This window comes from Streptomyces sp. NBC_01288 (genome assembly GCF_035982055.1).
Lineage (GTDB): Bacteria > Actinomycetota > Actinomycetes > Streptomycetales > Streptomycetaceae > Streptomyces.
On the sequence record NZ_CP108427.1, the window covers coordinates 9869218 to 9893563 of the forward strand.

At 70.9% G+C, this 24346-nt stretch carries 18 protein-coding genes; 6 read left to right on the forward strand and 12 right to left on the reverse strand.

From position 1 onward, the window contains the following. Positions 1 to 93 precede the first annotated feature (93 nt). The 4 genes from OG194_RS44425 to OG194_RS44440 form a co-directional block, all read right to left on the reverse strand. Positions 94 to 1053 carry a pyridoxal-phosphate dependent enzyme gene (locus OG194_RS44425; RefSeq protein WP_327406391.1) on the reverse strand — a complete coding sequence of 320 codons (960 nt, stop codon included), beginning with the start codon at positions 1051 to 1053 and terminating at the stop codon, positions 94 to 96. Between the two features lie 89 nt (positions 1054 to 1142). Then, positions 1143 to 1820 (reverse strand): AIM24 family protein, encoded by a 678-nt coding sequence (locus tag OG194_RS44430; RefSeq protein WP_327406392.1) that lies wholly within the window; start codon positions 1818 to 1820, stop codon positions 1143 to 1145. Positions 1821 to 1886: 66 nt separating this feature from the next. Beyond that, complete coding sequence (locus OG194_RS44435) at positions 1887 to 3260, reverse strand: CAP domain-containing protein (protein WP_327406393.1); 1374 nt, start codon at positions 3258 to 3260, stop codon at positions 1887 to 1889. Between the two features lie 163 nt (positions 3261 to 3423). After that, complete coding sequence (locus OG194_RS44440) at positions 3424 to 4707, reverse strand: serine hydrolase domain-containing protein (RefSeq protein WP_327406394.1); 1284 nt, start codon at positions 4705 to 4707, stop codon at positions 3424 to 3426. Between the two features lie 305 nt (positions 4708 to 5012). Here OG194_RS44440 and OG194_RS44445 point away from each other — a divergent pair, with 305 nt between their 5' ends. After that, positions 5013 to 6818 (forward strand): M4 family metallopeptidase, encoded by a 1806-nt coding sequence (locus tag OG194_RS44445; protein ID WP_327406395.1) that lies wholly within the window; start codon positions 5013 to 5015, stop codon positions 6816 to 6818. Positions 6819 to 6890: 72 nt separating this feature from the next. Here the strand turns inward: OG194_RS44445 and OG194_RS44450 are convergent, their stop codons facing one another. Further along, positions 6891 to 7634 (reverse strand): hypothetical protein, encoded by a 744-nt coding sequence (locus OG194_RS44450; RefSeq protein ID WP_327406396.1) that lies wholly within the window; start codon positions 7632 to 7634, stop codon positions 6891 to 6893. Between the two features lie 135 nt (positions 7635 to 7769). Here OG194_RS44450 and OG194_RS44455 point away from each other — a divergent pair, with 135 nt between their 5' ends. The 4 genes from OG194_RS44455 (at position 7770) to OG194_RS44470 (ending at position 14428) form a co-directional block, all read left to right on the forward strand. After that, a complete protein-coding gene (locus OG194_RS44455; protein WP_327406397.1) occupies positions 7770 to 8942 on the forward strand; it encodes an ROK family transcriptional regulator in 1173 nt (390 codons plus the stop codon). Between the two features lie 74 nt (positions 8943 to 9016). Continuing rightward, positions 9017 to 10816, forward strand: coding sequence for an alpha-galactosidase D (locus OG194_RS44460; protein ID WP_327406398.1), 1800 nt, complete (start codon positions 9017 to 9019; stop codon positions 10814 to 10816). A 22-nt stretch (positions 10817 to 10838) separates the two neighbouring features. Further along, positions 10839 to 13205, forward strand: a complete 2367-nt coding sequence (locus tag OG194_RS44465) for a glycosyl hydrolase family 95 catalytic domain-containing protein (RefSeq protein WP_327406399.1) — start codon at positions 10839 to 10841, stop codon at positions 13203 to 13205. After that, positions 13202 to 14428, forward strand: a complete 1227-nt coding sequence (locus OG194_RS44470) for an SGNH/GDSL hydrolase family protein (protein WP_327406400.1) — start codon at positions 13202 to 13204, stop codon at positions 14426 to 14428. Before OG194_RS44465 ends, OG194_RS44470 begins: the two co-directional genes overlap by 4 nt. A gap of 9 nt (positions 14429 to 14437) precedes the next feature. On the opposite strand, the gene OG194_RS44475 is transcribed toward OG194_RS44470, so the two are convergent. The 5 genes from OG194_RS44475 to OG194_RS44495 form a co-directional block, all read right to left on the reverse strand. Further along, positions 14438 to 17401: a helix-turn-helix transcriptional regulator gene (locus tag OG194_RS44475; protein WP_327406401.1), complete on the reverse strand. Its 2964-nt coding sequence runs from the start codon at positions 17399 to 17401 to the stop codon at positions 14438 to 14440. A 78-nt stretch (positions 17402 to 17479) separates the two neighbouring features. After that, positions 17480 to 17830: a UBP-type zinc finger domain-containing protein gene (locus OG194_RS44480; RefSeq protein WP_327406402.1), complete on the reverse strand. Its 351-nt coding sequence runs from the start codon at positions 17828 to 17830 to the stop codon at positions 17480 to 17482. Beyond that, a complete protein-coding gene (locus OG194_RS44485) occupies positions 17827 to 19284 on the reverse strand; it encodes an ATP-binding protein (RefSeq protein WP_327406403.1) in 1458 nt (485 codons plus the stop codon). The genes OG194_RS44480 and OG194_RS44485 overlap by 4 nt, the downstream gene beginning before the upstream one ends. Then, positions 19281 to 20957, reverse strand: coding sequence for an FAD-dependent oxidoreductase (locus tag OG194_RS44490; RefSeq protein WP_327406404.1), 1677 nt, complete (start codon positions 20955 to 20957; stop codon positions 19281 to 19283). The genes OG194_RS44485 and OG194_RS44490 overlap by 4 nt, the downstream gene beginning before the upstream one ends. 120 nt (positions 20958 to 21077) lie before the next feature. Then, the gene (locus tag OG194_RS44495; RefSeq protein ID WP_327406405.1) at positions 21078 to 21431 is read right to left on the reverse strand and encodes a VOC family protein; all 354 of its coding nucleotides are present in this window, start codon (positions 21429 to 21431) and stop codon (positions 21078 to 21080) included. 61 nt (positions 21432 to 21492) lie between these two features. Between OG194_RS44495 and OG194_RS44500 the strand changes: the two genes are divergently transcribed. Beyond that, the gene (locus OG194_RS44500; RefSeq protein ID WP_327406406.1) at positions 21493 to 22365 is read left to right on the forward strand and encodes a universal stress protein; all 873 of its coding nucleotides are present in this window, start codon (positions 21493 to 21495) and stop codon (positions 22363 to 22365) included. An 18-nt stretch (positions 22366 to 22383) separates the two neighbouring features. Here OG194_RS44500 and OG194_RS44505 read toward each other — a convergent pair whose 3' ends face one another. Continuing rightward, on the reverse strand, positions 22384 to 23415 hold the full coding sequence (locus OG194_RS44505; protein ID WP_327406407.1) for a Gfo/Idh/MocA family oxidoreductase: 1032 nt from the start codon (positions 23413 to 23415) through the stop codon (positions 22384 to 22386). A 50-nt stretch (positions 23416 to 23465) separates the two neighbouring features. Beyond that, complete coding sequence (locus OG194_RS44510; RefSeq protein ID WP_327406408.1) at positions 23466 to 24251, reverse strand: TIM barrel protein; 786 nt, start codon at positions 24249 to 24251, stop codon at positions 23466 to 23468. Between the last annotated feature and the right edge of the window lie 95 nt (positions 24252 to 24346).

Here is a 24346-nt window from a genome sequence, read left to right on the forward strand (position 1 = left end):
CCACGAATACACGAGTGTTTGTCGACAACGTAGTCAACGGATCTGTCCACCGGTCCGTCAACGACTCCGTGGACGAAGGGAGTTGACGCGAAGTCAGCGCAAGCCGAACCCTTCCGACCAGGCCGCGATCTCGCCGACCGTCGCGTTGCCGCCGCAGACCACGAGGCCGAGCCGGGCGCCGTCGCCGACCCGCTCCAGCACCTTCCGGGCGGCGGGCAGCAGACAGCCCGCGGCGGGTTCGGTCCACACCTTGGCGTGCTCGGCGAGGTCGAGGCAACCCTGCACGGCGTCCCGGTCGGGGACGGTCAGCACCTCGGTGACGAGGGCCGACACATGGTCGTACGTCAGCTGCGACACGGCCGGCGCGCTGAGCGTGGTCACGATCGACGAGGGCGTGACCGGCACCGGGCCGCCCGCCGCGAGCGCCGCGGACATGGCCTCGGCGCCCTCGGTCTCCACGCCCCACACCCGGATTCCGGGCCGCCGGGCGTGCAGGGCGGCGGCGATGCCGGCGATCAGGCCACCGCCGCCGATGCTGACCAGGACGTCGGTGAGTTCACCGGCGTCCTGCGCGAACTCCAGGCCCACGGTGCCCTGTCCGGCGATCACCACCGGGTCGTCGAACGGGTGGACCAGGGTCAGCCCCTCGTCCCGCAACCGGTTCACCAGCTGGAACGCGCTCGGCATGTCGTCGGTCAGCCGCAGCGACGCGCCCGCCGCCTCCACCAGCGCGACGGACCGCGCCGGCGCCGAACGCGGCATCACCACCGTCGCCTTCACATCGAGCGCCGCCGCCATGACCGCGAGCGCGATCCCGTGATTGCCGCCGCTGACCGCCACCACTCCGGCCGCCAACTCGCCCTCGCCCAGCGACAGCAGCTTCGCCGTCGCACCGCGCGCCTTGAAGGAACCCGTGCGCTGCAACAGCTCCAGCTTCGTCGTGACCGGGACACCGAGCAGCTCGGAGAGCCCGAAGCTCTCCACGGTCGGGGTGCGTACGACGTGTCCGGCGATCCGCTCGGCGGCGGCTTCGATCTCCGAGATGCCGATCAAGGCAGTCATCCTTCCGGCACGGGGACAGGTGACCCGTGCCGGTTCGACCCTTCCTCGGAAAGGACACGCAGGTCAACACGTTTCAGGACTCAGTGCTGCTGGGCCTTCTGCGGAGTCTCCTCGCTGGGGCGCACGACGACGAACCCCTCGCCCTGGAGCATGAGTTGGACGGCCTCGCCGGAACCGCCGCGCAGCATCGACCCGATGGACTGCGAACGGTGCAGCGTGGTCTGGAGGTGGGCCGACCAGCCGACCACCGCGTCCGTGTCGACGAACACTGGGTACTGCGGCGAGACCGGTATGACCAGCGGGTTGCCCTCGCAGACCAGGCCCAGCTTGCCCTGCCCGGTGAAGACGCTGTTGAAGAGACCGCCGCCCGCGATGCCGGAACCCTTCACCGTCTTGATCGCGTACGACAACGAGGCGTCGAAACACAGCACGTTGCGCCCGTTCACGGTGAACTCGTCCCCGGGGTCGATCTCGACCACGAAACAGTTCTGCGCCTCGTGCGCGAACCACGCCTCGCCCTGCCCGCGCACCGCCATCAACGGCAGCCCCTCACCGGTGACCGCGCGCTTGAGCATGCCGCCCACGCCCTGGCCCTTGCGCTCGAACTGGAGGTTGCCGCGGTAGGCGATCATCGCCCCCTGGCGGGCGAGCATCTCGCCGTTGACCGCGTACCGGATGCACTTGGCATTCTCGACGGTCATGCCCGGCGCGGTGGCCGGCTGCACCATGTGCTCACTGGAAAACAGATCACCCTTCATGCGGGCATCCTGTCCCGGAGGATCTCATTCCGACAAGATCGCGGACGGTACGAGCGTCCCGAGCGGTCAGGCACCGAAGAGCTGCGTCCAGTACGTCCCCGTCTGTCCACCGCCCGCGAAGCCGATGCCTATGTGGGTGAAGTCCGGCTTGAGGATGTTGGCGCGATGACCAGGGCTGTTCATCCACCCCTCCACGACCTCGGCGGCCGACCGCTGCCCGCAGGCGATGTTCTCGCCGATCGTGCGTCTGCGCGAACCCGCGGCGGCGGCCCGGTCCCACGGCTGCGAGCCGTCGGGGGAGGTGTGCGAGTAGAAGGCGCGGGCCACCATGTCGGTGCTGTGCGCCTGCGCGGCGGCGGCGAGCAGCGGGTCTACGGCGAGTGCGCGCAGCCCGGCCCTGGCGCGTTCCGTGTTGGTCAACTCGACGACCTCCGTCGCCGTGCGGGCCAGGTTCCCTGCGGTGAGCGGAGTCGCCCACAGTGCCGTCCAGTAGACGTCACCGGAGCGGAGGTCGGCGGCCTGGGCGATACCCGCGTGCGTGAAGTCCCGTTCCAGCAGCGTCCGGCGGGCCTTCTCGGTGCGCAGGCAGTAGTCGACGAACTCGGCCGGGGTGCGCGGCCCGGAGACCAGGTGCTCGCCGATGGTGAGGTAGGCGTAACCGGCCCGGGTGACGCGCAGGTACACGGAGGTGCCGTCGCGGCTCTCGGTGCTGAGGTGTCCGGCGGCGGCCATGTCGGAGGCGTGCGCCTGTGCGGCCGAGGTGAGTCGGTGGTCGAGCGAGACCGGAGGTGAACCGGCTTTGGCGCGGGCCGAGTTGGCCAAGGTGAGGAAGCCGGTGGGGTCGGTCGTAGGGGAGGTCGAGTTGAAGTGAGGGCTGGTTGACGGTGTCGACCGAGGTGCGGGTATGGACGCCGATCGCACTGCGGCAGGAGCCGGAGCAGCGGTAGAAGCTGGAGTCGCGTCCTCGACGACGTCCACGCCGAAGTCCCGCGCGATCCCCGCGAGTCCGTCGGCGTACCCCTGCCCCAGCGCGCGCAGCTTCCAACCGGTGCCGCGCCGGTACAGCTCGGCGAGGAGCAGGACGGTCTCCCGCTGGGGGCGTGGCGGGGTGAAGCGGGTGAGGGGTTGGCCGCCGGGGTTGGTCACGTGGAGCGTGGGGGCGGGGAGGCGTCCCAGGGAGGTGCCCGGATCGGCGGGACTGATGACGACGGTGACCCGCGCGGCGCCGGGGCGCAGGCGGGCCGGGTCGATGGTCAGGGTGTCGTCCCGCAACCGCGCACCGGGCGCCGTCGGTTGGTTGTAGAACACGAAGTCCGCGTCGCCGCCGACCTTGCCGCTCTCGTCGGTGATCAGTGCCGAGACGTCGAAGGGACCGGGCACCCACAGGGTCAGGGCGCCGCCCGGCAGGGGCAGATTGCCGCCCGGCACCAGCTCGTTCATGGCACCGCCCTTGCTGCTCGTGCCCGGTGGGGACTTCTCCGAGGGACTTCCTTGGTGGTGGACTTCGTCCTCCACTCAACGTCTCGCCAGGGCGCGAGGGTTCCCACGTGAGGAGGTGGGGGCCGGAGGGCGATGCAGCTCACCCCCCACCCCCACCGCGTCCTCAGTCCCGTGCGACCCCCGGCGCGACATCCTCGTAGGCCACGTTCCGTTCGGTGACGTAGGAGCCCCGGCCCGTGAGCGGTGAGCTCTGGATCGCCTTTGTCCGCTTGTCGCAGAACGCCGACTCCAGGGTGCGCGCCATCGTGTTCAGGACCGTGCCGTTGTTGGAGGTGTTGGCCAGCGCGGTGAGGCTGCGGCGGCCGTCCTTCGAGGTGAAGGAGTAGGTGTAGAAACCCTGAACCGCGCCCGTGTGGCCGTACACCGAGACACCGCAGGACAGATCGCGGCGCCGCAGTCCGAGCCCGTACCGGGTCGTGCTGTTGACCGGGGTCCAGCGTTCCATCTGCGCGAGCTGGGCGGCGGAGGTGAGCCTGCCGCCGAGCAGCGCCGAGAAGAAGGTGTTCAGGTCGTGCGTGGTCGAGATGACCGCGCCGGCGCTCTGCGCCCAGGAGACCGTCTGGTCGGTGGCGTCGACGAGCTGTGCGCCCGCGCGGTCCGGGGTGAGGTAGCCGTGGGCGTATCGGCCCGGGATCTTGGTGGCCGGGTGGACGTAGAGGGTGTCGCGCAGCTTGAGCGGCTTAATGATGCGGTCGCGGTACTCGGTGCCCACGGAGTGGCCCGTCAGCTTCTCGATGAGCATCCCGGCGACGACGAAGTTGGTGTTGGAGTACGAGTAGGCGGCGCCCGGCGCGTTGGTGCGCGCGTGCCTGAGGGACAGCTGGACCAGCTGACGGTAGGTGAAGACCTTGTTGCGTACGGACTCGAAGCCGGAGACCGAGCTGGCGAACATGGAGTTCGTGTAGTCGTACAGACCGCTGCGGTGGCTCAGGAGGTGGCGCACGGTGATCCGCTGGTCGGGCAGCAGCCCGGGCAGGTAGCGGTCGACCGAGGCGTCAAGGTTCAGCTTGTGGGCGTCGGCGAGTTGGAGCAGGACGACGGCCGAGAACGACTTGGTGATGCTGCCGATGCGGAAGCGGTCGGCGTTGCCGATGGCCCGGCGTGTCGAGCGGTCGTCGATGCCCGCGGCGGCCGTGCGGACGGTGCCGTGGTCGTCGATGCGGGCGATCGCCCCGGGCGCGCCCTGTGTCGTGAGTGTGCGCAGGACGGCACGGAGGCCGGCCATGTCGGGGGCGGGGAGTCCCGCCGTGTCGGGGGCCGGAAGCGGTGCCGTGCCGCTGGTTCGCGTGGTGTCCGACTCGTGGGGCGCGGCATGCGCCGGTACCGCCGCGAGCGTCAGCAGTGCGGCCGCCGACGCCGTGGCCCTGCGCACCGTTCTTGAGACCATCCGGTTCTCTCCCGTTTTTCTCGGTATGCGAGATCGATCACAGTGGCGCGAGGCAACCTTCTCGCGTCCCGTCACATCTCCACAGCTGGCGCACAGTTGGTCATTCGCTGATCACTGAGCGATACGGATTTGCCAAGTATTGCCATGAAAGCTTCGAAAACCGTTCATTTCGGCTTTACATGTGCATGGCGGATACGTGAGGGTTTCGGTTCGGGGCCCGACCAGCCCCGTGGGCGTGTTCAACCACGCCCTGTCTCAAGGCGGTTGGTGATCCCGGCCGTCTTCGTACGGAGGAGCCCTCATTCATGCGTGGACCCCACATACGCAGCCTGGCGGTCGCCGTCGCGGTGACGACGGCCGCCACGGGGCTGGCCGGCACGGCCTTCGCGGGACCGGCCACGGGGACGGACGGTGCGACGGCCTCGACTGAATCCGGCACCAGTGCCGCGTCCGTCGTCACGGCCGCGCGGGCCGCCGCGTTCGCGCACGCGTCGGCGACCGGTGTCACGCGGGGCGACGAACTCCGGGCCCAGGACGTGATGATCGACCCCGAGGGCGCACGGCACGTGCGGTTCATACGCACGCACCAGGGCATGCCGGTCCTCGGCGGCGACCTCGTCGTCCATCTGTCCCACCGGCTGACCTACACCGGCGTCACCCGCGCGGCCGAGCAGAGCGTCCGGCCCGCCACCACGCAGGCCAGGCTGACGGCCGGTCAGGCCGAGGCGAAGGCCGCCGCCGTCGCCAAGGGCGACGCGGGCACCGCCGAACTCGTGCTGGACGCCCGGGACGGGGGAGCCGCCCTCGCCTACCGGATACCCGTCAGCGACAGCAGCACCACCGAGGCCACCGGCACCCGGACCGTCGTCGTCGACGCCGTCACCGGCAAGGTCCGCAGCAACACCCCCGACAGCGACGAGTTCCTCTCGCCCAGGCTGCTCGACACCCTGCGCGAGCGCGGCGAGACCATGGACCCCGCCACCGGCACGGTCGTAGAGCCGAAGTCCCTCACCGGAGCCGCCGCCGTGGCGCGCGCGGTCCACTACCCGGTCACCGCGTCGGGCACCGGCACCTCCCTCTTCGTCGGCAAGGTGCCGCTGACCACCACCCGTACGGCGCGCACCAGTTACCTCCTGAAGGACCCGACGCGCTGGGGCACCGAGACCCGCGACGCCAAGGGGAAGGAGCTGGAGAGCTTCGCGCAGGGCAAGAAGTTCACCAGCACCACCGACAAGTGGGGCAACGGTGCCGTCTCGCACCGCGACACTGCGGCCGTCGACGCGCAGTACGGCATCACCAAGACGCTGGACTTCTACAAGAAGACCTTCGGCCGCAAGGGCATAGCGAACAACGGCAAGGCCGCCCGCGGCATGGTCCACTTCGGCGACAAGGTGGCCAACGCGTTCTGGGACTCGACCTGCGGCTGCATGCTCTACGGCGACGGCGACGGGGACATGTTCAAGAAGCCGCTCGTCGTCCTCGACGTCACCGGCCACGAACTCACCCACGGCGTCGTGGACGCCACCGCCAAGCTGGAGCCCACCCGCGTCGACGCGGACGGCAACCAGTACGGCGAGGCGGGCTCCCTGAACGAGTCCCTCGCGGACATCTTCGGCTCCAACGTCGAGTTCAGCGCCAACAACGCCAAGAACCCGCCGAACTACCTGATCGGCGAGAAGCTGGGCCTCGCCCAGAAGTTCCTGCGCCGCCTCGACCACCCCTCCCTCGACAAGCTGGAGGGCACGATCGACTACTGGTCGCCGCAGACGTACGACGCCGAGGTGCACGCCGGTTCCGGAGTCTCCTCGCACGCGTACTACCTCCTCGCGGAGGGCAGCGGCCGCAAGACGATCGGCGGGTTCGCCTACGACTCGCCCACCTACGACGGTTCGACCGTCACCGGCATCGGACGCACCAAGGCCACGGCGATCTTCTACCGCGCGCTGACCCGCTACATGGTGTCCACCACCGACTTCCACGACGCGCGCCTCGCGACGCTGAAGGCCGCGGCGGACCTCTACGGCGCGAACAGCACGGCGTACAAGACCGTCGACCAGGCCTGGGCCGCCGTGAACGTCACGGTCGCCAACACCCCTGCCGCCAGGCACTGACGACCGTCCGGGTGCCCTGCCACGAGCGGGGCACCCGGACGCCCGGCCTCGGCCCGCCGCTTGTCGACCTCCTCAGATCCACTGCTTCTCGACCTCCTCGGACACCGTGAACACGGCCCCGCAGGAAGGACAACTGGCCTTTCCGAAGACATACCTCAACGCCGTCGCGACCTCCGTCTGCCCGAACCGGACCGCCTCGCCGTGCAGCCGCGCCCCGATGCCGTCGAGCCCGTCGGGCGTCGCCGGTATCAGCTCGGTCCGCCCCTCCGCGGCCTCCTTGTCGGCGCCGGACACATAGTCGCCGGCCGAGGTGAAGACGCCGTACGAGCCGAACGCGACGAACAGGCCCTCCTCGCACTCGGGGCACTCCAGGTCGTACTCCTCGGCGTTGATCCTCTCCAGCGCCTCGGCCCACACCCCGTCGTCGCCCTCGAAGGCGAGCACGGCCATCTGCAGATAGACGAAGGTGTGCGCGTCCTGCCCCGGATCGGCGCGCAACACCCGTGCCACATCCAGCAGTTGGCCTATCTCGTGTGCGTACCGCGCGCGGCACTCCTCGTCCGGGTCCGTGGTGATCAGCCCGGCCATCGTGACCGCCTGTATCGGCCCGCCCGGTGCCCGGCCCAGCGCGATGTCGGTGAGCACGGGCAGCGCCGCCCAGCTCGCGTCGTACACCGAGCCCTGGTGGCACAGCGAGCTCCACAACTCCTGCCACACGGCGTCGTCCTCGGTGCCGCCGAGGCGCGCGAACAGGCCCGGGACGTCCTCGGCGCTGCCGTAGGCGTGGGTCAGCTCGGACCAATCGATCGTCGTCATACGGCGATTGTGCCGCCCGCCACTGACAACGAGGCCCCGGCAGACATCAGCTCCGCTCAGCCGACTCACAACTTCGCTTCGACAAATCCTGCTTCTTTCATTGACGACGTAAATAAAGGGACCTAGGTTCCCGCCATGCGCTCGATCCCCCGCACCGAGTCGTTCCCGGCACACACGCCGGCCGCCTCACAGGTCTTCACGACCGTGCTGTCCCACGGCCCCCTCACCCGTCTTGAGGTGGCCCGCCGGGCGGGGCTGTCGGCGGCCGCCGTGACCAAGGCGGTCCGGCCGCTGATGGAGGCCGGGTACCTGGCGGAGGGCGCCGACCAGGACGCGCCCCCGGCACTCGGGCGGCCCGCGAACCTCGTACGGGTCGACGGCGGGCGGGCGTTGTTCATCGGGGTCAAGGTGACCGGCGACGAGATCATCGGCGTCCTCGCCGACCTGTGCTGCCGCATCCGCGTCGCCCGCCATGTGCCGCTGACCGACCACGACCCCAAGGCGGTGCTGTCGTCGATCGCGGACCTGGCCCAGGAACTCCGCACCGAGGCGGACGACTTGGGCATCCCGGTGCTCGGCCTCGGGCTCGCGGTCTCCGGCGATGTGGACCGCGGCGAAGGGGTCGTCCGCTACTCGCCTTTCCTGGAGTGGCGTGACGTACGCCTGGCCGAACTGGCCGCCCTGACAACGGGATTGCCGGTCACCGTCGACAACGACGTGCGCGCGCTGACCGTCGCCGAGCAGTGGTTCGGCGCCGGCGCGGGGCTCACGGACTTCGCCGTGGTGACCGTCGGCGCGGGCATCGGCTGCGGACTGGTCGTGCACGGCCGGGTCGTCGCGGGCGCCCACGGGGTGGCCGGTGAGATCGGGCACGTGGTCGTCGATCCCGCCGGGCCGCTGTGCCACTGCGGCAACCGCGGCTGCGTCGAGGCGATCGCCGGCGACGCCGCGATCGTCGCCCGCGTCCGCGAGGTCACCGGCGTCCAAGTCGCCGACACCGCCGAGGCGTTGGCCCTCGCCCACCGGGGCGACGCCGGAGCGCGCGAGGTGTACGCGCGGGCCGGTGAGGCGATCGGCCGGGGCATCGCGACCGTGGTCAACCTGTTCGGCCCCGAACGCGTGATCATCTCGGGCGAGGGCCTGGCCGCCTACGACCTGTTCGCCGAGCAGATCCGCGACTCCTTCACCGCCGCCGCCTTCGGCTCCGCCGCCCGGTGCGACGTCCACACCCGTCCCCTGCCCTTCGACGAATGGGCGCGCGGGGCCGCCGCGACCGCGATCCAGTCCTTCATCCGATCGGACACCTAGCCGCACGATCACCCCCCAACCCCACCCGCGCACTCCCCGCCCCACACACTCCTACCCGCACGAGGAGCCCGACGATGTACTCCCTCACGCCTGTCCGCGCCCTGAGAGCCATGGTGGTCCTGGCCCTCACCGCCGGCTTCGCCACCCACTTCCCCGCCGCGCACGCGGCCACCCCCGCGGCGGACACGTCCGCGACCGTCGCGGCCAAGCCCTTCATGGGCTGGTCGAGTTGGAGCATGCAGTCGTCCAAGTACCCCGGCCTCAACCCGGACGGCGACTACAGCTACCTGACCGAGGCGAACGTCGACAAGCAGACCGACGCGCTGGCGAGCAAGTTGAAGCAGTACGGGTACAACTACGTCAACATCGACGCCGGTTGGTGGCGCGACAACGGCTGGGCGCCCGAGTACGACCAGTACGGCCGCCAGAAGGCCGACCCGAAACGTTTCCCCAGCGGGATGAAGGCCGTCGCCGACCGCATCCACTCCAAGGGCCTCAAGGCCGGCATCTATCTCCCGGCGGGCCTGGAGAAGGAGGCCTACAACAGCGGCAAGACGCCGATCTGGAACGCCGACGGCTGCACCACCGCCGACATCGTCTACAGCGACCTGCGCACCACGAACGGCTGGGACAGCTCGTACAAGCTGGACTTCTCGCGGCCCTGCACCCAGAAGTACATCGATTCGCAGGCCCAGTTGATCGCCGACTGGGGTTACGACTTCCTCAAGCTCGACGGTGTCGGCCCGGGTTCCGGAAAGAGCGGCGACCAGTACGACAACGTTGCCGACGTGGCCGCCTGGAACAAGGCCATCACCGCCGTCGGACGCCCCGTCCACCTGGAGCTGTCCTGGTCCCTGGACTACGGACACGCCGCCGACTGGAAGAAGTACTCCAACGGCTGGCGCATCGACACCGACGTCGAGTGCTACTGCAACACCCTTGTCAGCTGGGAGAATTCGGTCGACGACCGCTGGGACGACGCCCCCGCGTGGACCGGCCAGGCAGGCCCCGGCGGCTGGAACGACCTCGACTCCCTCGACGTCGGCAGCGGCGCGATGGACGGCCTGACCAAGGCGGAGCGCCAGAGCTACGCGACCCTCTGGGCCGTGGCCAAGTCCCCGCTCTTCACCGGTGACGACCTCACCCGCCTCGACGACTACGGCCTCTCGCTGCTCACCAACCGCGAGGTCATCGGCGTGGACCAGAGCGACGCGCCGCCCGCGCGCCCGGTCACCCCGTCCGACGCCCAGCAGGTGTGGGCCGCGAAGAACCCCAACGGCAGTTACACGGTCGCCCTGTTCAACCTCGCCGACGCCCCCGCCGCCGTCTCCGCGAACTGGACGACCCTCGGCTTCACCGGCAAGGCCGCCGTCCGTGACCTCTGGAACCACGAGGACCTCGGCACCTTCACCAACAAGGTGACCGAGGCCCTGCCCGCCCACGGCTCCCGCCTCTTCACCGTCACCCCGCACGGCAGCGCCGTCACCACGACCGCCTACGAGGCCGAGGCGACCACCAACACGCTCAGCGGCAACGCCAACATTGCCGACTGCTCGGCCTGCTCCGGGGGCAAGAAGGTGGGCAACCTCTACGTCGGCGGCAAGCTCACCATCAACAACGTCGTCGCCGCGAAGGCCGGCACCTACCAGGTGAAGATCGCCTACGTCAGCGGTGACTCCCGCCCGGCGAGCATCTCCGCGAACGGCAACGGCGCCACCAGCCACAAGTTCCCGTCCACCGGCGACTGGGGGACCGTCGGGACGGTCAGCGTGCCGGTGACCCTGAAGGCGGGCGCCAACACGATCACCTTCGACAGCGGTTCGGGCTACGCGCCGGACATCGACCGGATCGACGTGCCCACCTCCTCCTCCTGAGCCGACCCTTTCGGAGACCGCCATGTCCAGTGCACTGCCCGACCTGCCCAGGCGCAATCTGCTCGCCCTCGCCGCGGCCACCGGCGCCCTCGCCGGCCTGCCCGCCGTCACCGCCTCGGCGACGCCGCAGCGACCCGCCAACACCTCGTACGGCACCGGCACTTCACGCCACACCCTGTGGTGGCAGGCCCCGGCCGACGACAACTCGATGATCGAGCAGGGCCTCCCGATCGGCAACGGCCGCCTCGGCGCCCTCGCGAGCAACGACCCCGGCCACGAGGTCCTCCTCGTCACCGACGCCACCCTGTGGACCGGCGGCCTCAACGACACGCTCGACTCGGACGGCCAATTCCCCTACGGCCGCGCCGACTTCGGCTCCCTCACGCTGCTCGCCCGGCTCACCGTCGACATCCCCGACCACGACCTGGGCGCGGTCTCCGGCTACCGCCGCACCCTCGACCTGGAACAGGGCGTGGTGAGCGCCTCGTACGTCCGCTCCGGAGTGACGTACAAGCGGCAGTTGTTCGCCAGCCGCCCCGACGACGTGATCGTCCTGCACCTCACCCAGAGCGGCGGCGGACGCTACACCGGCACCGTCGACCTGGCGGGCACGCACGGTGAACCGGCCGGTGACGCACGCTCGTTCGGCGCCACCCTCGCCAACGGCCTGCGCTACGGCGCCGCCGTCACGGCGTACGGCACCGGCGGCAGCGTCACGGTGACCGGCTCGCGCGTCGCCTTCTCCGGCTGCAAGGACGTCACCGTCGTGGTGAGCGGCGGCACCAACTACGCGCCCAACGCGGCGGCCCACTACCGCGATCCGTCCCTCGACCCGCAGAAGCTGGCCCGCACCAAGGTGAGCGCGGCTGCCAAGCACTCGGCGGACACCCTGCTGCGCACTCATGTCGCCGACCACGGCGCGTTGTTCGGGCAGTTGGACATCTCGCTCGGCACCTCGACCGCCGACCAGCGTGCGCTGGACACCTGGGAGCGCATCCAGGTCCGCGCCCGGGACGGCGAGCCGGACCCGGAACTCGAAGCCTCCTACCTCCAGTTCGGCCGGTATCTGATGATCGCCGGCTCCCGGGGGAGTCTGCCGATGGGCCTCCAGGGAAACTGGCTCGACGGCAACGACCCCGACTGGATGGGGGATTACCACACCGACATCAACATCCAGATGAACTACTGGATGGCGGACCGCGCCGGACTGTCCCAGTGCTTCGACGCGTTCACCGACTACTGCGTCGCCCAGCTCCCGGACTGGACCGACCTCACGCGCAGGCTCTTCAACGACTCCCGCAACCGCTACCGCAACTCCAGCGGCAAGAACGCCGGTTGGACCGTCGCGATCTCCACCAACCCGTACGGCGGCGGGGGTTGGTGGTGGCACCCGGCCGGTAACGCCTGGCTGAGCAACACCCTCTGGGAGCACTACGAGTTCACGGGCTCGCGCGCCCACCTCGCGAAGATCTACCCGCTGCTCAAGGGCGCCGTCGAGTTCTGGGAGGCCCGGCTGCTCACCACCACCCTGCCCGGCACCTCGAAGGAGGTGCTCATCGCCGACAGCGACTGGTCGCCCGAACAGGGTCCGCTCGACGCGAAGGGCATCACCTACGCCCAGGAACTGGTGTGGGCACTGTTCGGCAACTACTGCGTAGCGGCAGCGGAGTTGAAGAAGGACACCGGCTACGCGGGCACGATCGCGGGCCTTCGCAAGAAGCTGTACCTCCCGGTGGTGAGCCCCAAGACGGGCTGGCTGGAGGAGTGGATGTCCCCGGACAACCTGGGGGAGACCACCCACCGGCACCTGTCGCCGCTCATCGGACTCTTCCCCGGCGACCGCATCCGCCCCGACGGCTCCACCCCGAAGGACATCGTGGACGGCGCCACCGCCCTGCTCACGGCCCGGGGCATGGACAGCTTCGGCTGGGCCAACGCCTGGCGCAGCCTGTGCTGGTCCCGACTCAAGAACGCCGAGAAGGCCTACCAGTTGGTCGTCAACAACCTCCGCCCGTCGACCGACGGCAGTAACGGCACCGCCTCCAACCTCTTCGACATCTACCAGGTCGAGGTGGGCCGCGGCATCTTCCAGATCGAGGCCAACTTCGGCACCCCCGCCGCGATCATCGAGATGCTGCTCTACTCCCGCCCGGGCCACCTGGAACTCCTCCCCGCCCTCCCAGACGCCTGGGCCGCGTCCGGCTCCGTCACGGGGGTCGGCGCCCGCGGCGGCTTCGTCGTCGACCTCCACTGGCGCGACGGGAAACCGACCGAGGTGAAGATCCGCAGCATCAACGGCCGGACCACGACGGTGGCCTTCGGCGACACCACACGGACGGTGCGCCTGACACCGGGCGCGTCCGTCACGCTGCGGGACTTCGCCCGGTGACGGCCCGACGGGCACGACTGCGCCGTACGGCCGCACTTCTCCTGCTCGTCGCCGCCTTCCAGTCAGGACCCGCGCACGCACAACCCCAGCCACCGGCGCAGGTGAAGGCATTGAAGAACCCGACATCCGTCATCACGTGGGGAGCGAGCGCCGACCACCTGGGCGACGGCGTCGTCGACCGCGGCTACCGGCTGATCGTGCACACCAGCGTGGCCGGCAGCGATCTTCGGATCCGGCTCTCCAACGCCTTCGGCGACCGGCCGCTGACCTTCGACGACGTCTACGCCGGTGTGCAGCGGACGGGCGCCGCGCTGGTGCCCGGCTCCAACCGGCGGCTCACCTTCGGTGGCGCGAAGTCGGTCACGATCCCGGCGGGCGCGGTCGCCTACAGCGACCCGCTCTCCGGCAGGCTGCCCGCCGCGACCAACCTGGTGGTCAGCATCCACTCCCCGGACGCGGCGGGCCCGGCGACCGGCCACGGCATGGCCATGCAGACGTCGTACGTCACCCAGGGCGACCACACCGGCGAGGAGGGCGCCGCCGCCTGGACGGGCACCACCGGCTCCTGGTACTACCTCGACGCCGTCGACGTACGGCCCAGCGCGGGCGTCGGTGCCGTGGTCACGCTCGGCGACTCCATCACGGACGGCTGGGCGTCCACGTCGGACCTCAACCGGCGCTGGCCGGACTACCTGGCCCGGCGGCTCGCGCGCGCCGACACGGCCGTCAAGGGCGTGGCCAACGAAGGGATCTCGGGCAACAAGGTCCTCGCCGACGGCGCCGGGCAGAGCGCCCGCAACCGGCTGCAACGCGATGTGCTGTCCCAGCCCGGCGTCCGCACCGTGTTCCTCTTCGAGGGCGTCAACGACATCAAGGCCCACTCCGGCGTCACCGCCCAGGACATGATCACGGGCTACCGCGAGATCATCGAACGGGCGCACGCGGCCGGGAAGTGCGTCGTCGGCGCCACGGTCGGCCCGTTCAAGGGCTGGTCCGAATGGGACGAGGCAGGCGAGGCGGTACGCCAGGAGGTCAACCAATTCATCAGAAGCAGCGGGGAGTTGGACGCCGTCACCGACTTCGACCACATCCTCCGCAGCCCCTACGACCAGGAGAGGATGCTCCCCTTCTTGGACAGCGGTGACCATCTCCACCCCAACGACAAGGGGATGGCGGCGATGGCCGACGCCGTCGACCTCAAGAGTCTCGACTGCGCGAAGTGAATGTCGGCGTCAGCCGGACGTCGTCGCCTCCGGGGTGATCAGCCCCTGGCGATAGGCGATCGCCACCGCCTCCGTACGGCTCGCGGCGCCCAGTTTCGCGAGGATGTTGGAGACGTGGACGCTCGCCGTCTTGCCGGTGATGAACAGTTCCTCGCCGATCTGGCGGTTGCTGCGCCCGAGGGCGAGCAGTCGCAGCACGTCCCGCTCGCGGGCCGTCAGCGGCGAGGAGCGGTTCCCGGTGTCCGGTGCCGGGTCGCCCAGGCGGCCACGGCGGATCAGCGTGTCCAGCCGCGCGAGCAGGGGCGCGGCACCGAGCCGGGCGGCGGTCTCCCGTGCCGCACGGGCCTGGGCGGCCGCCTCCTCACGGCGGTCGGCCGCCAACAGGGCCTCGGCGAAACGGAATTGGCAGCGCGCCCGTTCGTAGACATCGCCGTAGCCGAACGCGGCCACCGCCTTCTCCCAGGCCTCCGCGTCCGGTCCCGTGGCGGCTCGTATCCACTCCGCCTCGGCGCGGGCCAGCCACGCCTGTCCTTCCGGACCCTGAGGTCGGGCCTCGCCGCCCGCGTGGGCCACGGACCGGGCCAGCTCGACCAGTTCCGTCCCGGTGTCCGTCCAGCGGCGCACGCCCGCCTCGTCACCGGTCAGCCGGAGCGCGGTGGCCCGGTCGGCGACCGCGGCCAGGGCGAGGGCGACGAGCCGGACCGTGAGGTCGGGACGCCGGTCGGAGTCGTCGGTGAGGGCCGTGACGGCGGCCCGCATCCGCTCCACGGCCGCCTCCGGGTCGCCCTCGAAGACAGCCGCGTCGGTGAGCACGATGCCCGCCACCATCGCGGCCATCCAGTCGAACGGACCCTCCAGCAGGAAACGAGCCCGCTCCACGGCCGCCAAGTCGCCGCGCGCCAGCGCCACATACAGCGCGGGCCCCATCGTGAAGCCGCCCGCGTGCGGCAGCACGTCCGCGTCGCTCGCGGCCACCTTCACGCACTCGTCCCAGCGGCCCAGCGTGTACAGCACCAGGAGCTGGAGGTAGCGCATCTCCAGCGGATACGGAGACGAGAGCAGTCCGGCGCGGCGGGCCCGGTCCAGGCCCTCGGCGAGCCAGGGCAGCGACTCCTCCAGGTCCCCGGACTCGAAACTGCCGATCGCGAGATGGAACAGGGCGCGCATCTCCACCGGGGAGTGCCCGGCCTGCCGGGCCAGCTCGCGTGCCTGCGCGAGCCGTTCGCGACCCTCCCGGGTGCGCCGGCCGCCCTTTTCGAGCGTGGCCAGCGAGATCAGCAAGTCGGCCCGGGCGTCGGTAAGTTGGAGTTCCTCGGCGGTGCGCAGAGCCTGGCGGGCGATCCGCAGCGCGATCTCGTCCTCGCCGACCTGACGCGCCGCCAGGACATGCGTGGCCGCCGCCCACACCCAGGTCCGGGAGGGCGGTTCGGCGGGGATCATCGCCAGGGCCTCGCTGCTGTAGGCGAACGCGGCGGTGAGGCTGTCGACGCCCATGAGATTGCCGGCCAGCGTGTAGCGGACCCGGGCGGCCAGCTCGGAGTCGGTGTCCTGGCCGATCCCGGCGAGCGCGGACCGGGTGAGGGAGACCGCGCGGTGCGCGTCCCCGGCGTGGGCGGCCGCCGCCGACGCGCGCAGGGTGAGCGTCACACTGCCGATGCCCTCGCCCGAGGGCCGGGCCGCGGGGTCGACCGACGACCACAGATCGAGGACGGTTTCGAGATGCCGTAGCTCCTCGGCGGGTGCGCCGACGCGCTGGGCGTGGTCGGCGGCCTCCAGGGAGGCGGCCAGCGCCTCGGCCACGTCGTGGCTCTCGCGGTAGTGGTGGGCTCGCTCCGCCGCGCTCTCGGCCGGGTGACCGCGCGAGGCGAGGAGGCAGGCGAACGCGCCGTGCTGCCGGGAGCGCTCGCCGGGGAGCAGGTCGGCGTACACGGCCTCGCGGGCGAGGGCGTGCCGGAAGGAGTACGTGTCTCCGTGCCCGGGGACCAGGAGCTGTCGCTCGACGGCCTCGCGCAGCGCCGACTCCAGCTCGTCCTCGGGGAGTTGGACCGCGTCCCGCAGTAGGTCGTACTCGACCCGGCGCCCGGCGACGGCGGCGGTGCGCAGCACCTGCTGGGCGGTGTCGGAGAGTTGCTCGAAACGGATCAGCAGGACGTCGGCCAGGCCGCTCGGCACCCCGCCCGCCTCCATGTCGCTCGCCGCGAGCAACTCCTCGGCGTAGAAGGCGTTTCCCTCGGCGCGCTCGACGATCCGGCGGACCGTGCCGTCCGGCACCGGGCCCGTGCGCAGCGCGCGCACCAGCCGGGCGACCTCCGCGTCCCCCATGGGCCGCAGCTCCAGGCGCTCCACGGCGGGCAGCCGGACCAGCTCGGCCAGCAGCGGCCGTAGGGGATGGCGGCGGTGGAGGTCGTCCGCGCGGTACGACGCGAACACCGCGAGACGGTGGGTGGGCGCGCCGCCCGCCGGGCGCTGGAGGATGCCGCGGCTGAGCAGGAAGCGGAGCAGGTCGCGGGAGGACTGGTCGGCCCAGTGCAGATCCTCCAGGACCAGGAGCAGGGGAGCGATGTCGGAGAGGTCGGCCAGCAGCCCGGCGATGCCCTCGAAGAGCCGCAGCCGGCCGCCCGCGTCCCGTGCCGCGTCCGAACCGGCGCCCAGCAGCCGGTCGACCGCGGGATGCGCGGCCAGAGCGGCGGCGAAGCGTTCGTCGTCGGCGAGGACGCCGAGGATCTCGGTGAAGGGGAGGTACGGCAGACCGACGTCACCCAGGTCGACGCAGTGCCCGGTGAGGACCGTCATCCCGGCGGTCGCGGCCCGCCCCGCGATCTCGTCCAGGACCCGGGTCTTGCCGACGCCCGCGTCCCCGGCGATCAGCACCGCTCCGGCCGTACCCGCGCGGGCGCGCTCCAGCACACCGGCGAGGCGGGCGAGTTCCTCGTCCCGGCCGATGAGCGGTGCTGCTGCCACGGATGACGTCACGCCCCCATCCTGGCACGCGTCACTGACAACGCACCTGGCCACCGGGCGGGAGACGGTCCCCGCCCGGGACGCCGGGGTTCAGCGCAGGGTCTCGGCCCAGTTCGCCGGAACGCGTCCCGCGGGACCCGGCACCGGCTGGTCCTTCGGGTGACTCACCGGGGCGGTGAGGTCGGGACCGGAGTCGTACAGCTCGGAGGTGGTGAAGTTCCAGAACCAGTCCTCGCCGGGCTCGTAGCTCTGGATGAACGGGTGCCCCGTGGACTGGAAGTGGGCCGTGGCGTGCTTGGCGGGGGAGTCGTCGCAACAGCCGACGTGACCGCACTGCGCGCACCGCCGGAGATGGAACCACCAGCCCTGGTCCGCGTCGCACTCCACGCAACCGGCACCGCTCGGCGGGACGGTGGGGTCGATTCCGGTGATGTCGCTCATGCGGACTCCTCGGGCGTCTCGTTGTCGACGGCGGTGAGGGGGAGCAGGACCTGGAAGCGGGTGTCGCCCGGCACCGACTCCACCTGGAGGGTGCCGTGGTGCTTGTTGACGACGATCCGCCAGGAGATGTCCAGACCCAGCCCCGTGCCCTCGCCCACCGGCTTGGTGGTGAAGAACGGATCGAAGATACGGCTGCGGATCTCCTGCGGCACACCGGGCCCCGTGTCACGGAACTCCACCATCAACTGGTCGCGCTCCAGCGCCGTCCGCACCGTCAACGTGCCTTCCCCGCCCGAACTGTTCATGGCGGAGACCGCGTTGTCGATCAGGTTGGTCCACACCTGGTTCAACTCGGCCGGATAGGCAGGGATCTTGGGGAGCGTACGGTCGTACTCCTTGACGACCTTGATCCGGTCGCCGAACTTGCCCGCGAGCATCAGCAGGGTGCTGTCGAGGAGTTCGTGGACGTCGGCCACCTGATACGGCGCGCGGTCCAGTTGCGAGTACTGCTTGGCGGCGCCGACCAGGTTCGAGACCCGGGTCGTGGAGTCCTCGATCTCCGACATCAACAGCTCTGTCTCGACCGTGTAGTTGAGCCAGCCGATCGCGCTCGGCAGGATCTCCGCGTCCACGGCCGCCGCGACCTGGTCCAGCCACTCGATGTCGAGACCGGCCTGCACGAACGTCGGCGCGATCTGCCAGGACTCCGTGATGTCGTGGTCGTCGAGCCAGTCGGTGAGGGCGTCCTCGCGGTCCGAGGCCTCCAGAGGGCTCAACGAGGGTGCCTTGGCGACCCGTTCGGCCGTGCGCTCCTGGATGTCGATGAGGTTGGCCAGAGCCTCGCGCGGATAGCGGCCCGCGGAGATGACCCGCAGCTTGTGCCGCATCTTCGCCACCCGCTCGCGCAGCGCCGAGGTGGCCCGGACGGCAGCGGCGGCCGGGTTGTTCAGCTCGTGCGTCAGTCCGGCCGACAACGAGCCCAGCGCCAGCAGCCGTTCACGCTGGCTGATCGCCAACTGGCTGCTCTTCTGGCCGAAGAAGAGCCCTTCCAGCAGATGGACCGCCATCGGGAACCACTCGCTCATGATGGCCGCGAACGTCTCGGCGGGCAGCACGAAGAACCGCGTCGTCTCCGTCACCCGCATCGAGTTCAGGTACACCTGCTGCACCCGGTCCCCGATGTAGGCCTGCATCGCGCCCGTGTACACCCCGCGCTGCGAGGTCCGGGTGACCTCCACGTCGTCGCCGCCGACCCGCCGCGACAGCACGACGGTGCCCTCGATCATGACGTAGAAGCAGGTCGCGGGGTCGCCCTCGGTGTAGACGGGCCCGGCCTCGAACTGCTCCACCTGCCCGTCGCAGCACAGCCGGCCGAGCTGCTCCGGCGTCAGTTTCTCGAACAGGAACAGCGTGCCGATCTCCTGCGGGCTGCACGGCAGCACCTGCCCGCTCATGACTGCTCCAGGTAGCGGTGGACGAGCATCACGGCCATGGCTCCCTCTCCGACGGCGGACGCGACGCGTTTCGCGGACTCGGCGCGCGCGTCGCCCGCCACGAACACGCCGGGAATGTTGGTCTCCAGGTGGTACGGCGCCCGGTCCAACTCCCAGCTCGCGGGCGGCTTCCCGTCCGCGCTGAGGTCCGGCCCGGACAGGATGAACCCGCGCTCGTCCCGCAGCACCGACCCGTCCAGCCAGTCGGTCAGCGGGGCCGCGCCGATGAACACGAACATCCACTGCGCGTCGACGAGTTCGGTCGTGCCGCTCTCGGTGTCGCGCAGGGTGAGCTGCTCCAGATGGTCGGAGCCGTGCGCCGCGTCGACCACCGTGCCGGTGCGCACGGAGATGTTCTCCGCCTCGTTGATCTGCTGGATCAGGTAGTACGACATCGACGCGGCCAACGAGGGCCCGCGCACCAGCAGCGTCACGGACTTGGCGCCCTTGGACAGGTACATCGCCGCCTGGCCCGCCGAGTTGGCGCCGCCGACGATGTACACGTCGTGCCCCTGGCAGGAGGTCGCCTCGGTCAGCGCCGAGCCGTAGTAGACCCCGCAGCCCGTCAGATCGGGCATGCCGGGCGCCTCCAGCTGCCGGTACGACACACCGGTCGCCAGGATCACGGCGTGCGCGGCGACCGCCGAGCCGTCGGCGAACCGTACGACGCGTGCGGAGCCGCTGACCTCAAGTCCCGTGACCTCGCGGGCGGTCAGGATCTCGGCGCCGAATTTTCCGGCCTGCCGCCGTGCCCTGTCGGTGAGTTGGGCCCCGGACACCCCGTCGGGGAACCCGAGGTAGTTCTCGATGCGCGAACTCTGCCCGGCCTGCCCACCGGTCGCCGACCGCTCCACGAGAACCGTCCGCAGCCCTTCCGAAGCCCCGTACACGGCCGCGCCGAGCCCGGCCGGGCCGCCGCCGATGACGACGAGGTCGTAGAAGTCCGCCGTCGGCGTGGTCGCGAGCCCGACCTCGGCGGCCAGCTCGGTCGCCTCCGGCTCGACCAGCACGTTCCCCTCGGCGGTGATGACGAGCGGCAGCCGCTGCCCGTCCTGCCCCGCGGCCGACAGCAGCCGCAGGCCCTCCGGGGTGTCGGCCGAGTACCAGCGGTACGGCACCTGGTTGCGGGCCAGGAACTCCCGCACGTCCGAGGAACGCGCCGACCAGCGGTGCCCGACCACCTTCGTGGCGGGCACGGGCCGGTAGTCGCTGTTCCGCCAGGCCTCCAGGAGGTCGTCCAGGACCGGGTAGAGCTTCTCCTCCGGCGGGTCCCAGGGCTTCAGCAGATAGTGGTCGAGGTCCACGACGTTGATCGCGTCGATCGCCGCGTCCGTGTCCGCGTACGCGGTCAGCAGCACCCGGCGCGCGCCCGGGTAGACGTCGAGGGCCTGCTCCAGGAACTCGATGCCGTTCATCTGCGGCATGCGGTAGTCGGCGAGGATCACGGCCACGAGATCGCCGCGCAGCTTCAGCTCGCGCAACGCGTCCAGCGCGGACTCGCCGGACTCCGCGCGCACGATGCGGTACGACTCGCCGTAGCGTCGCCGCAGGTCACGGGCGACGGCACGGGACACTCCCGGATCGTCGTCAACGGTCATGATGACGGTCCGCGCGGCTTCGGCGGCCTGTGCCATACGTCTCCCACCCCGAGTGGTCGGCTTCACGGCACGGCGGCGCCGTTGTCACCGCGCCGGCTCCCCACCATCGTATGGTCGATCGCCGTGTCGCGCTCCGCTACACCCGAGACGGGGGCCTCAGGGGCGCCGGGAGCGCAACACGCAGAACTCGTTCCCCTCCGGGTCCATCAGCACCACCCACGACTCCTCGCCCTGCCCGACGTCCGCGGTCCGCGCCCCCAGGGCCAGCAGCCGGATCACCTCGGCCTCCTGGTCGTCGGGCCGGAAGTCCAGATGCAGCCGGTTCTTGGCGGTCTTGCCCTCGGGCACCGGCACGAAGAGGAGCCCCGGCAGCCGCTCCGGCTCCGGCCGGATCTCGAACTCGTCCGGCGCCTCGCCGACCACCACCCACCCGAGGGCCTCGGTCCACCAGCGTCCCAGCGCGACGGGATCGGCCGCGTCCACCACTACCTGCTCCCACTCCAAGGTCATGCGGGCACCGTAGTGAAGACTGGGCCCGACCCACGTGACCGCACCACCGGGAGGCCACCGCATGACACGACCGATCACCGCAGGCGTCGACGGATCGGCGGAGAGTCTCGCCGCACTCGCCTGGGCGGGCCGGGAGGCCGTACGGCGGGGGCTGGCGCTGCGTGTCGTGCATGTCTGGCGGTACGAGGAGCACCAGGACCTTGATGCCGGGGACCGGGAGATTCAGGAGCGATGGGTGCGGGACGCGGCCGACGAGGCCGCCCGGGAGGTTGCCGAACGCCACCCCCGTCTGGACATCACCACCGACGTCCTGGAGGGCGACCCCGTCGACGCGCTGACCGCCGCCGCTGCCGACGCCGAACTCCTGGTCCTCGGCTCACGCGGCCACGGGCCCGTCGTCGGCTTCCTGCTCGGTTCCGTCGGCCAGCAGGTGATCGCCGATTCCCTACGGCCCGTCGTGCTCGTGCGCGCCGGGGACGAAGCCGCCGGGGAGGCCGCCGGGCGCGAGATCGTCGTGGGCCAGCACGGGGACCCCGAGGACAGCGCCGCCGCGCTGGGCTTCGCCTTCGAGACGGCGGCGGCGCGGGGAGCTACGGTCCGTGCCGTGCGGGCGTGGACCCTGCCGCCGGTGTTCGCCTACAGCCCGGGCTCCATGCGGCTCCTCGACGAGGCCGGCGGCCTGGAACCGTACGAGAAGAAGGGCCTCGCCGAGGCGCTGGAGCCGTGGCGGAAGCGCTTCCCCGACGTGCCCGTGGTCGAGCACGTGGAGATCGGCAGCGCGGGGCAGGTGCTGCTGTCGGTCGCGGGGCGCGCCCAGTTGATGGTCGTCGGGCGGCGCGCCCACCGTACGGCGGTGGGCGCGCGGATCGGCTCGGTCGCGCACGGGGTGCTGCATCACGCGGAGTGCCCGGTCGCCGTGGTGCCGACGTCCTGAACCCTCAGGAGAAGTCGGTCAGTTGGCCTCGGGGCGGATTTCCTCGATGCGCACCGGGACCCCCTTCTCCACCGACCGGATCGCCGCCAGCGCGATCGTCAGCGCGGCGCGCGCGTCCTCGCCGGTGGCCGACGGGGTGCGGGCGGTGCGGACGGTCTCGGCGAAGTCGGCGAGCTCGGCGACGTACGCCTCGTGGAACAGGTCCTGGTCGTAGGTGACGGTCTCGGCCGTGATGCCGTCCGCGCCGTAGGACGTCAGATGGGTGCGCCGGATGTCGCCCATCGTCAGCATGCCCGCCGAGCCGAAGACCTCGCCGCGTACGTCATAGCCGTACACCGCCTGGAAGTTGGCCTCGGCGGTGGCGAGGGCGCCGTTGTCGAAGCGGATCGTGACGACCGCCGTGTCGAGCAGGCCGCGGTCCTTGAAGTCGGGGCGGACCAGGGCGTCGGCCATGGCGAAGACCTCGACCGGTTCGCAACCGGGGTTGAGGAAGCGCAGGGTGTCGAAGTCGTGGATGAGGGTTTCGAGGAAGATCGTCCACGGCGGGATCGGGGCCGGGTCGGCCAGCTTCGGGTCGCGGGTGAGCGAACGCAGCAACTGCGGGGTGCCGATCGCGCCCGCCGCCACCTTGTCGTGCGCGGCCCGGAACCCGGCGTCGTAGCGGCGGTTGAAGCCGACCTGGAGCGGTACGCCCGCCTCGGCGGCGGCCACGATGGCGCGGTCGGCGTCCGCGAGGGTGGTCGCCATCGGCTTCTCGCAGTAGACCGCCTTGCCCGCGCGGGCCGCCGCCACGACCAGGTCGGCGTGGGTGCGGGCCGGCGTCGAGATCACCACCGCGTCGACGTCCGGATCCGCGAACAGGTCGCCGATCTCCGTGTACGCCGTGGGGCAGTCGAGCCGGTCGGCCAGGCGCCGTGCGGCGCCCGGGGCCGGGTCGGCGACGGCGGCGAGATGGACGCCGGGCAGGCGGCGGGCGAGGGTCTCGGCATGGAAGGAGCCCATGCGGCCCGCGCCCACCAGGCCGATGGCGAGGGGCAGTTGGGTGGTCATGGGGGTTCTCCCTGGTGCCGTGTGAATGTGCCGTGTGATTCCGGGGCGGGTCAGACCGTGAACGCGGTGCGGAAGCGGTCCAGGGCGCGCTCGCTCTCGCTCTCCGAGGCCCACGCCTCCATCGCGACCGTGCCGTCGTAGCCGATGTCGGCGAGGGCGCGGGCGATCGCCGGGTAGTTGATCTCGCCGGTGCCGGGCTCTTGGCGGCCGGGTACGTCCGCCACCTGGATCTCGCCGATGAGGTCCAACTCGTGGGCCTTGCGGACGAGTTCGATGAGGTTCCCCTCGCCGATCTGCGCGTGGTAGAGGTCCAGGTTCATCCGCAGGCCGGGCCGGTCCACCGCCTTGACCAGGGCCAGGGTGTCGGCGGCCGTCGCGAACGGTACGCCCGGGTGGTCGACCGCGGCGTTGAGGTTCTCCAGCGTGAAGGTGACGCCCGCGCTCTCGCCCAGCTCGGCGAGGCGGGTCAGGGTGCGGTGGGCGGCGATCCACATCGCGCCGGTGGGCTCGCCGGTCACCGGAACCACCGGCAGGCCCTCGGAGTCGAGGCCGGTGCCGTGCAAGTTCAGCCGGGGGCAGCCCAGTTGATCGGCGGCCTTCACCGACTCCTCGGCGGTGCGCAGGAGTTCGGCGGCGCCCGCCTCGTCGGTGAGGCTGCCCCGGATGTAGCCCGTCATCGACGAGAATTCGGCCGGGGTCCGCGTGAGCGCGTCCAGATCGTGCCGGGTCCAGTCCCAGATCTCGACCTGGAAACCGGCCTCGTGGATGCGCCGGGCCCGCTCGTGGATCGGGAGGTCCCGGAAGACCATCTCGGCACAGACCGCCAACGTGTACATGACTGCTCGCCCTCTTCTAGAACGTTCTAGATGGCAGTAGTACCCCACTACTGGATTCCCGTGTCAAGCCCTCGCCGGGCATGTTTCTAGAACGT

Bases quoted from the DNA above. Each gene is read 5' to 3' on its own strand.
- OG194_RS44430 (WP_327406392.1), bottom strand. From the start codon at position 1,820: ATGAAGGGTGATCTGTTTTCCAGTGAGCACATGGTGCAGCCGGCCACC.
- OG194_RS44435 (WP_327406393.1), bottom strand. From the start codon at position 3,260: ATGAACGAGCTGGTGCCGGGCGGCAATCTGCCCCTGCCGGGCGGCGCC.
- OG194_RS44440 (WP_327406394.1), bottom strand. From the start codon at position 4,707: ATGGTCTCAAGAACGGTGCGCAGGGCCACGGCGTCGGCGGCCGCACTG.
- OG194_RS44445 (WP_327406395.1), top strand. From the start codon at position 5,013: ATGCGTGGACCCCACATACGCAGCCTGGCGGTCGCCGTCGCGGTGACG.
- OG194_RS44450 (WP_327406396.1), bottom strand. From the start codon at position 7,634: ATGACGACGATCGATTGGTCCGAGCTGACCCACGCCTACGGCAGCGCC.
- OG194_RS44455 (WP_327406397.1), top strand. From the start codon at position 7,770: ATGCGCTCGATCCCCCGCACCGAGTCGTTCCCGGCACACACGCCGGCC.
- OG194_RS44460 (WP_327406398.1), top strand. From the start codon at position 9,017: ATGTACTCCCTCACGCCTGTCCGCGCCCTGAGAGCCATGGTGGTCCTG.
- OG194_RS44465 (WP_327406399.1), top strand. From the start codon at position 10,839: ATGTCCAGTGCACTGCCCGACCTGCCCAGGCGCAATCTGCTCGCCCTC.
- OG194_RS44480 (WP_327406402.1), bottom strand. From the start codon at position 17,830: ATGAGCGACATCACCGGAATCGACCCCACCGTCCCGCCGAGCGGTGCC.
- OG194_RS44485 (WP_327406403.1), bottom strand. From the start codon at position 19,284: ATGAGCGGGCAGGTGCTGCCGTGCAGCCCGCAGGAGATCGGCACGCTG.
- OG194_RS44490 (WP_327406404.1), bottom strand. From the start codon at position 20,957: ATGGCACAGGCCGCCGAAGCCGCGCGGACCGTCATCATGACCGTTGAC.
- OG194_RS44495 (WP_327406405.1), bottom strand. From the start codon at position 21,431: ATGACCTTGGAGTGGGAGCAGGTAGTGGTGGACGCGGCCGATCCCGTC.
- OG194_RS44500 (WP_327406406.1), top strand. From the start codon at position 21,493: ATGACACGACCGATCACCGCAGGCGTCGACGGATCGGCGGAGAGTCTC.
- OG194_RS44505 (WP_327406407.1), bottom strand. From the start codon at position 23,415: ATGACCACCCAACTGCCCCTCGCCATCGGCCTGGTGGGCGCGGGCCGC.
- OG194_RS44510 (WP_327406408.1), bottom strand. From the start codon at position 24,251: ATGTACACGTTGGCGGTCTGTGCCGAGATGGTCTTCCGGGACCTCCCG.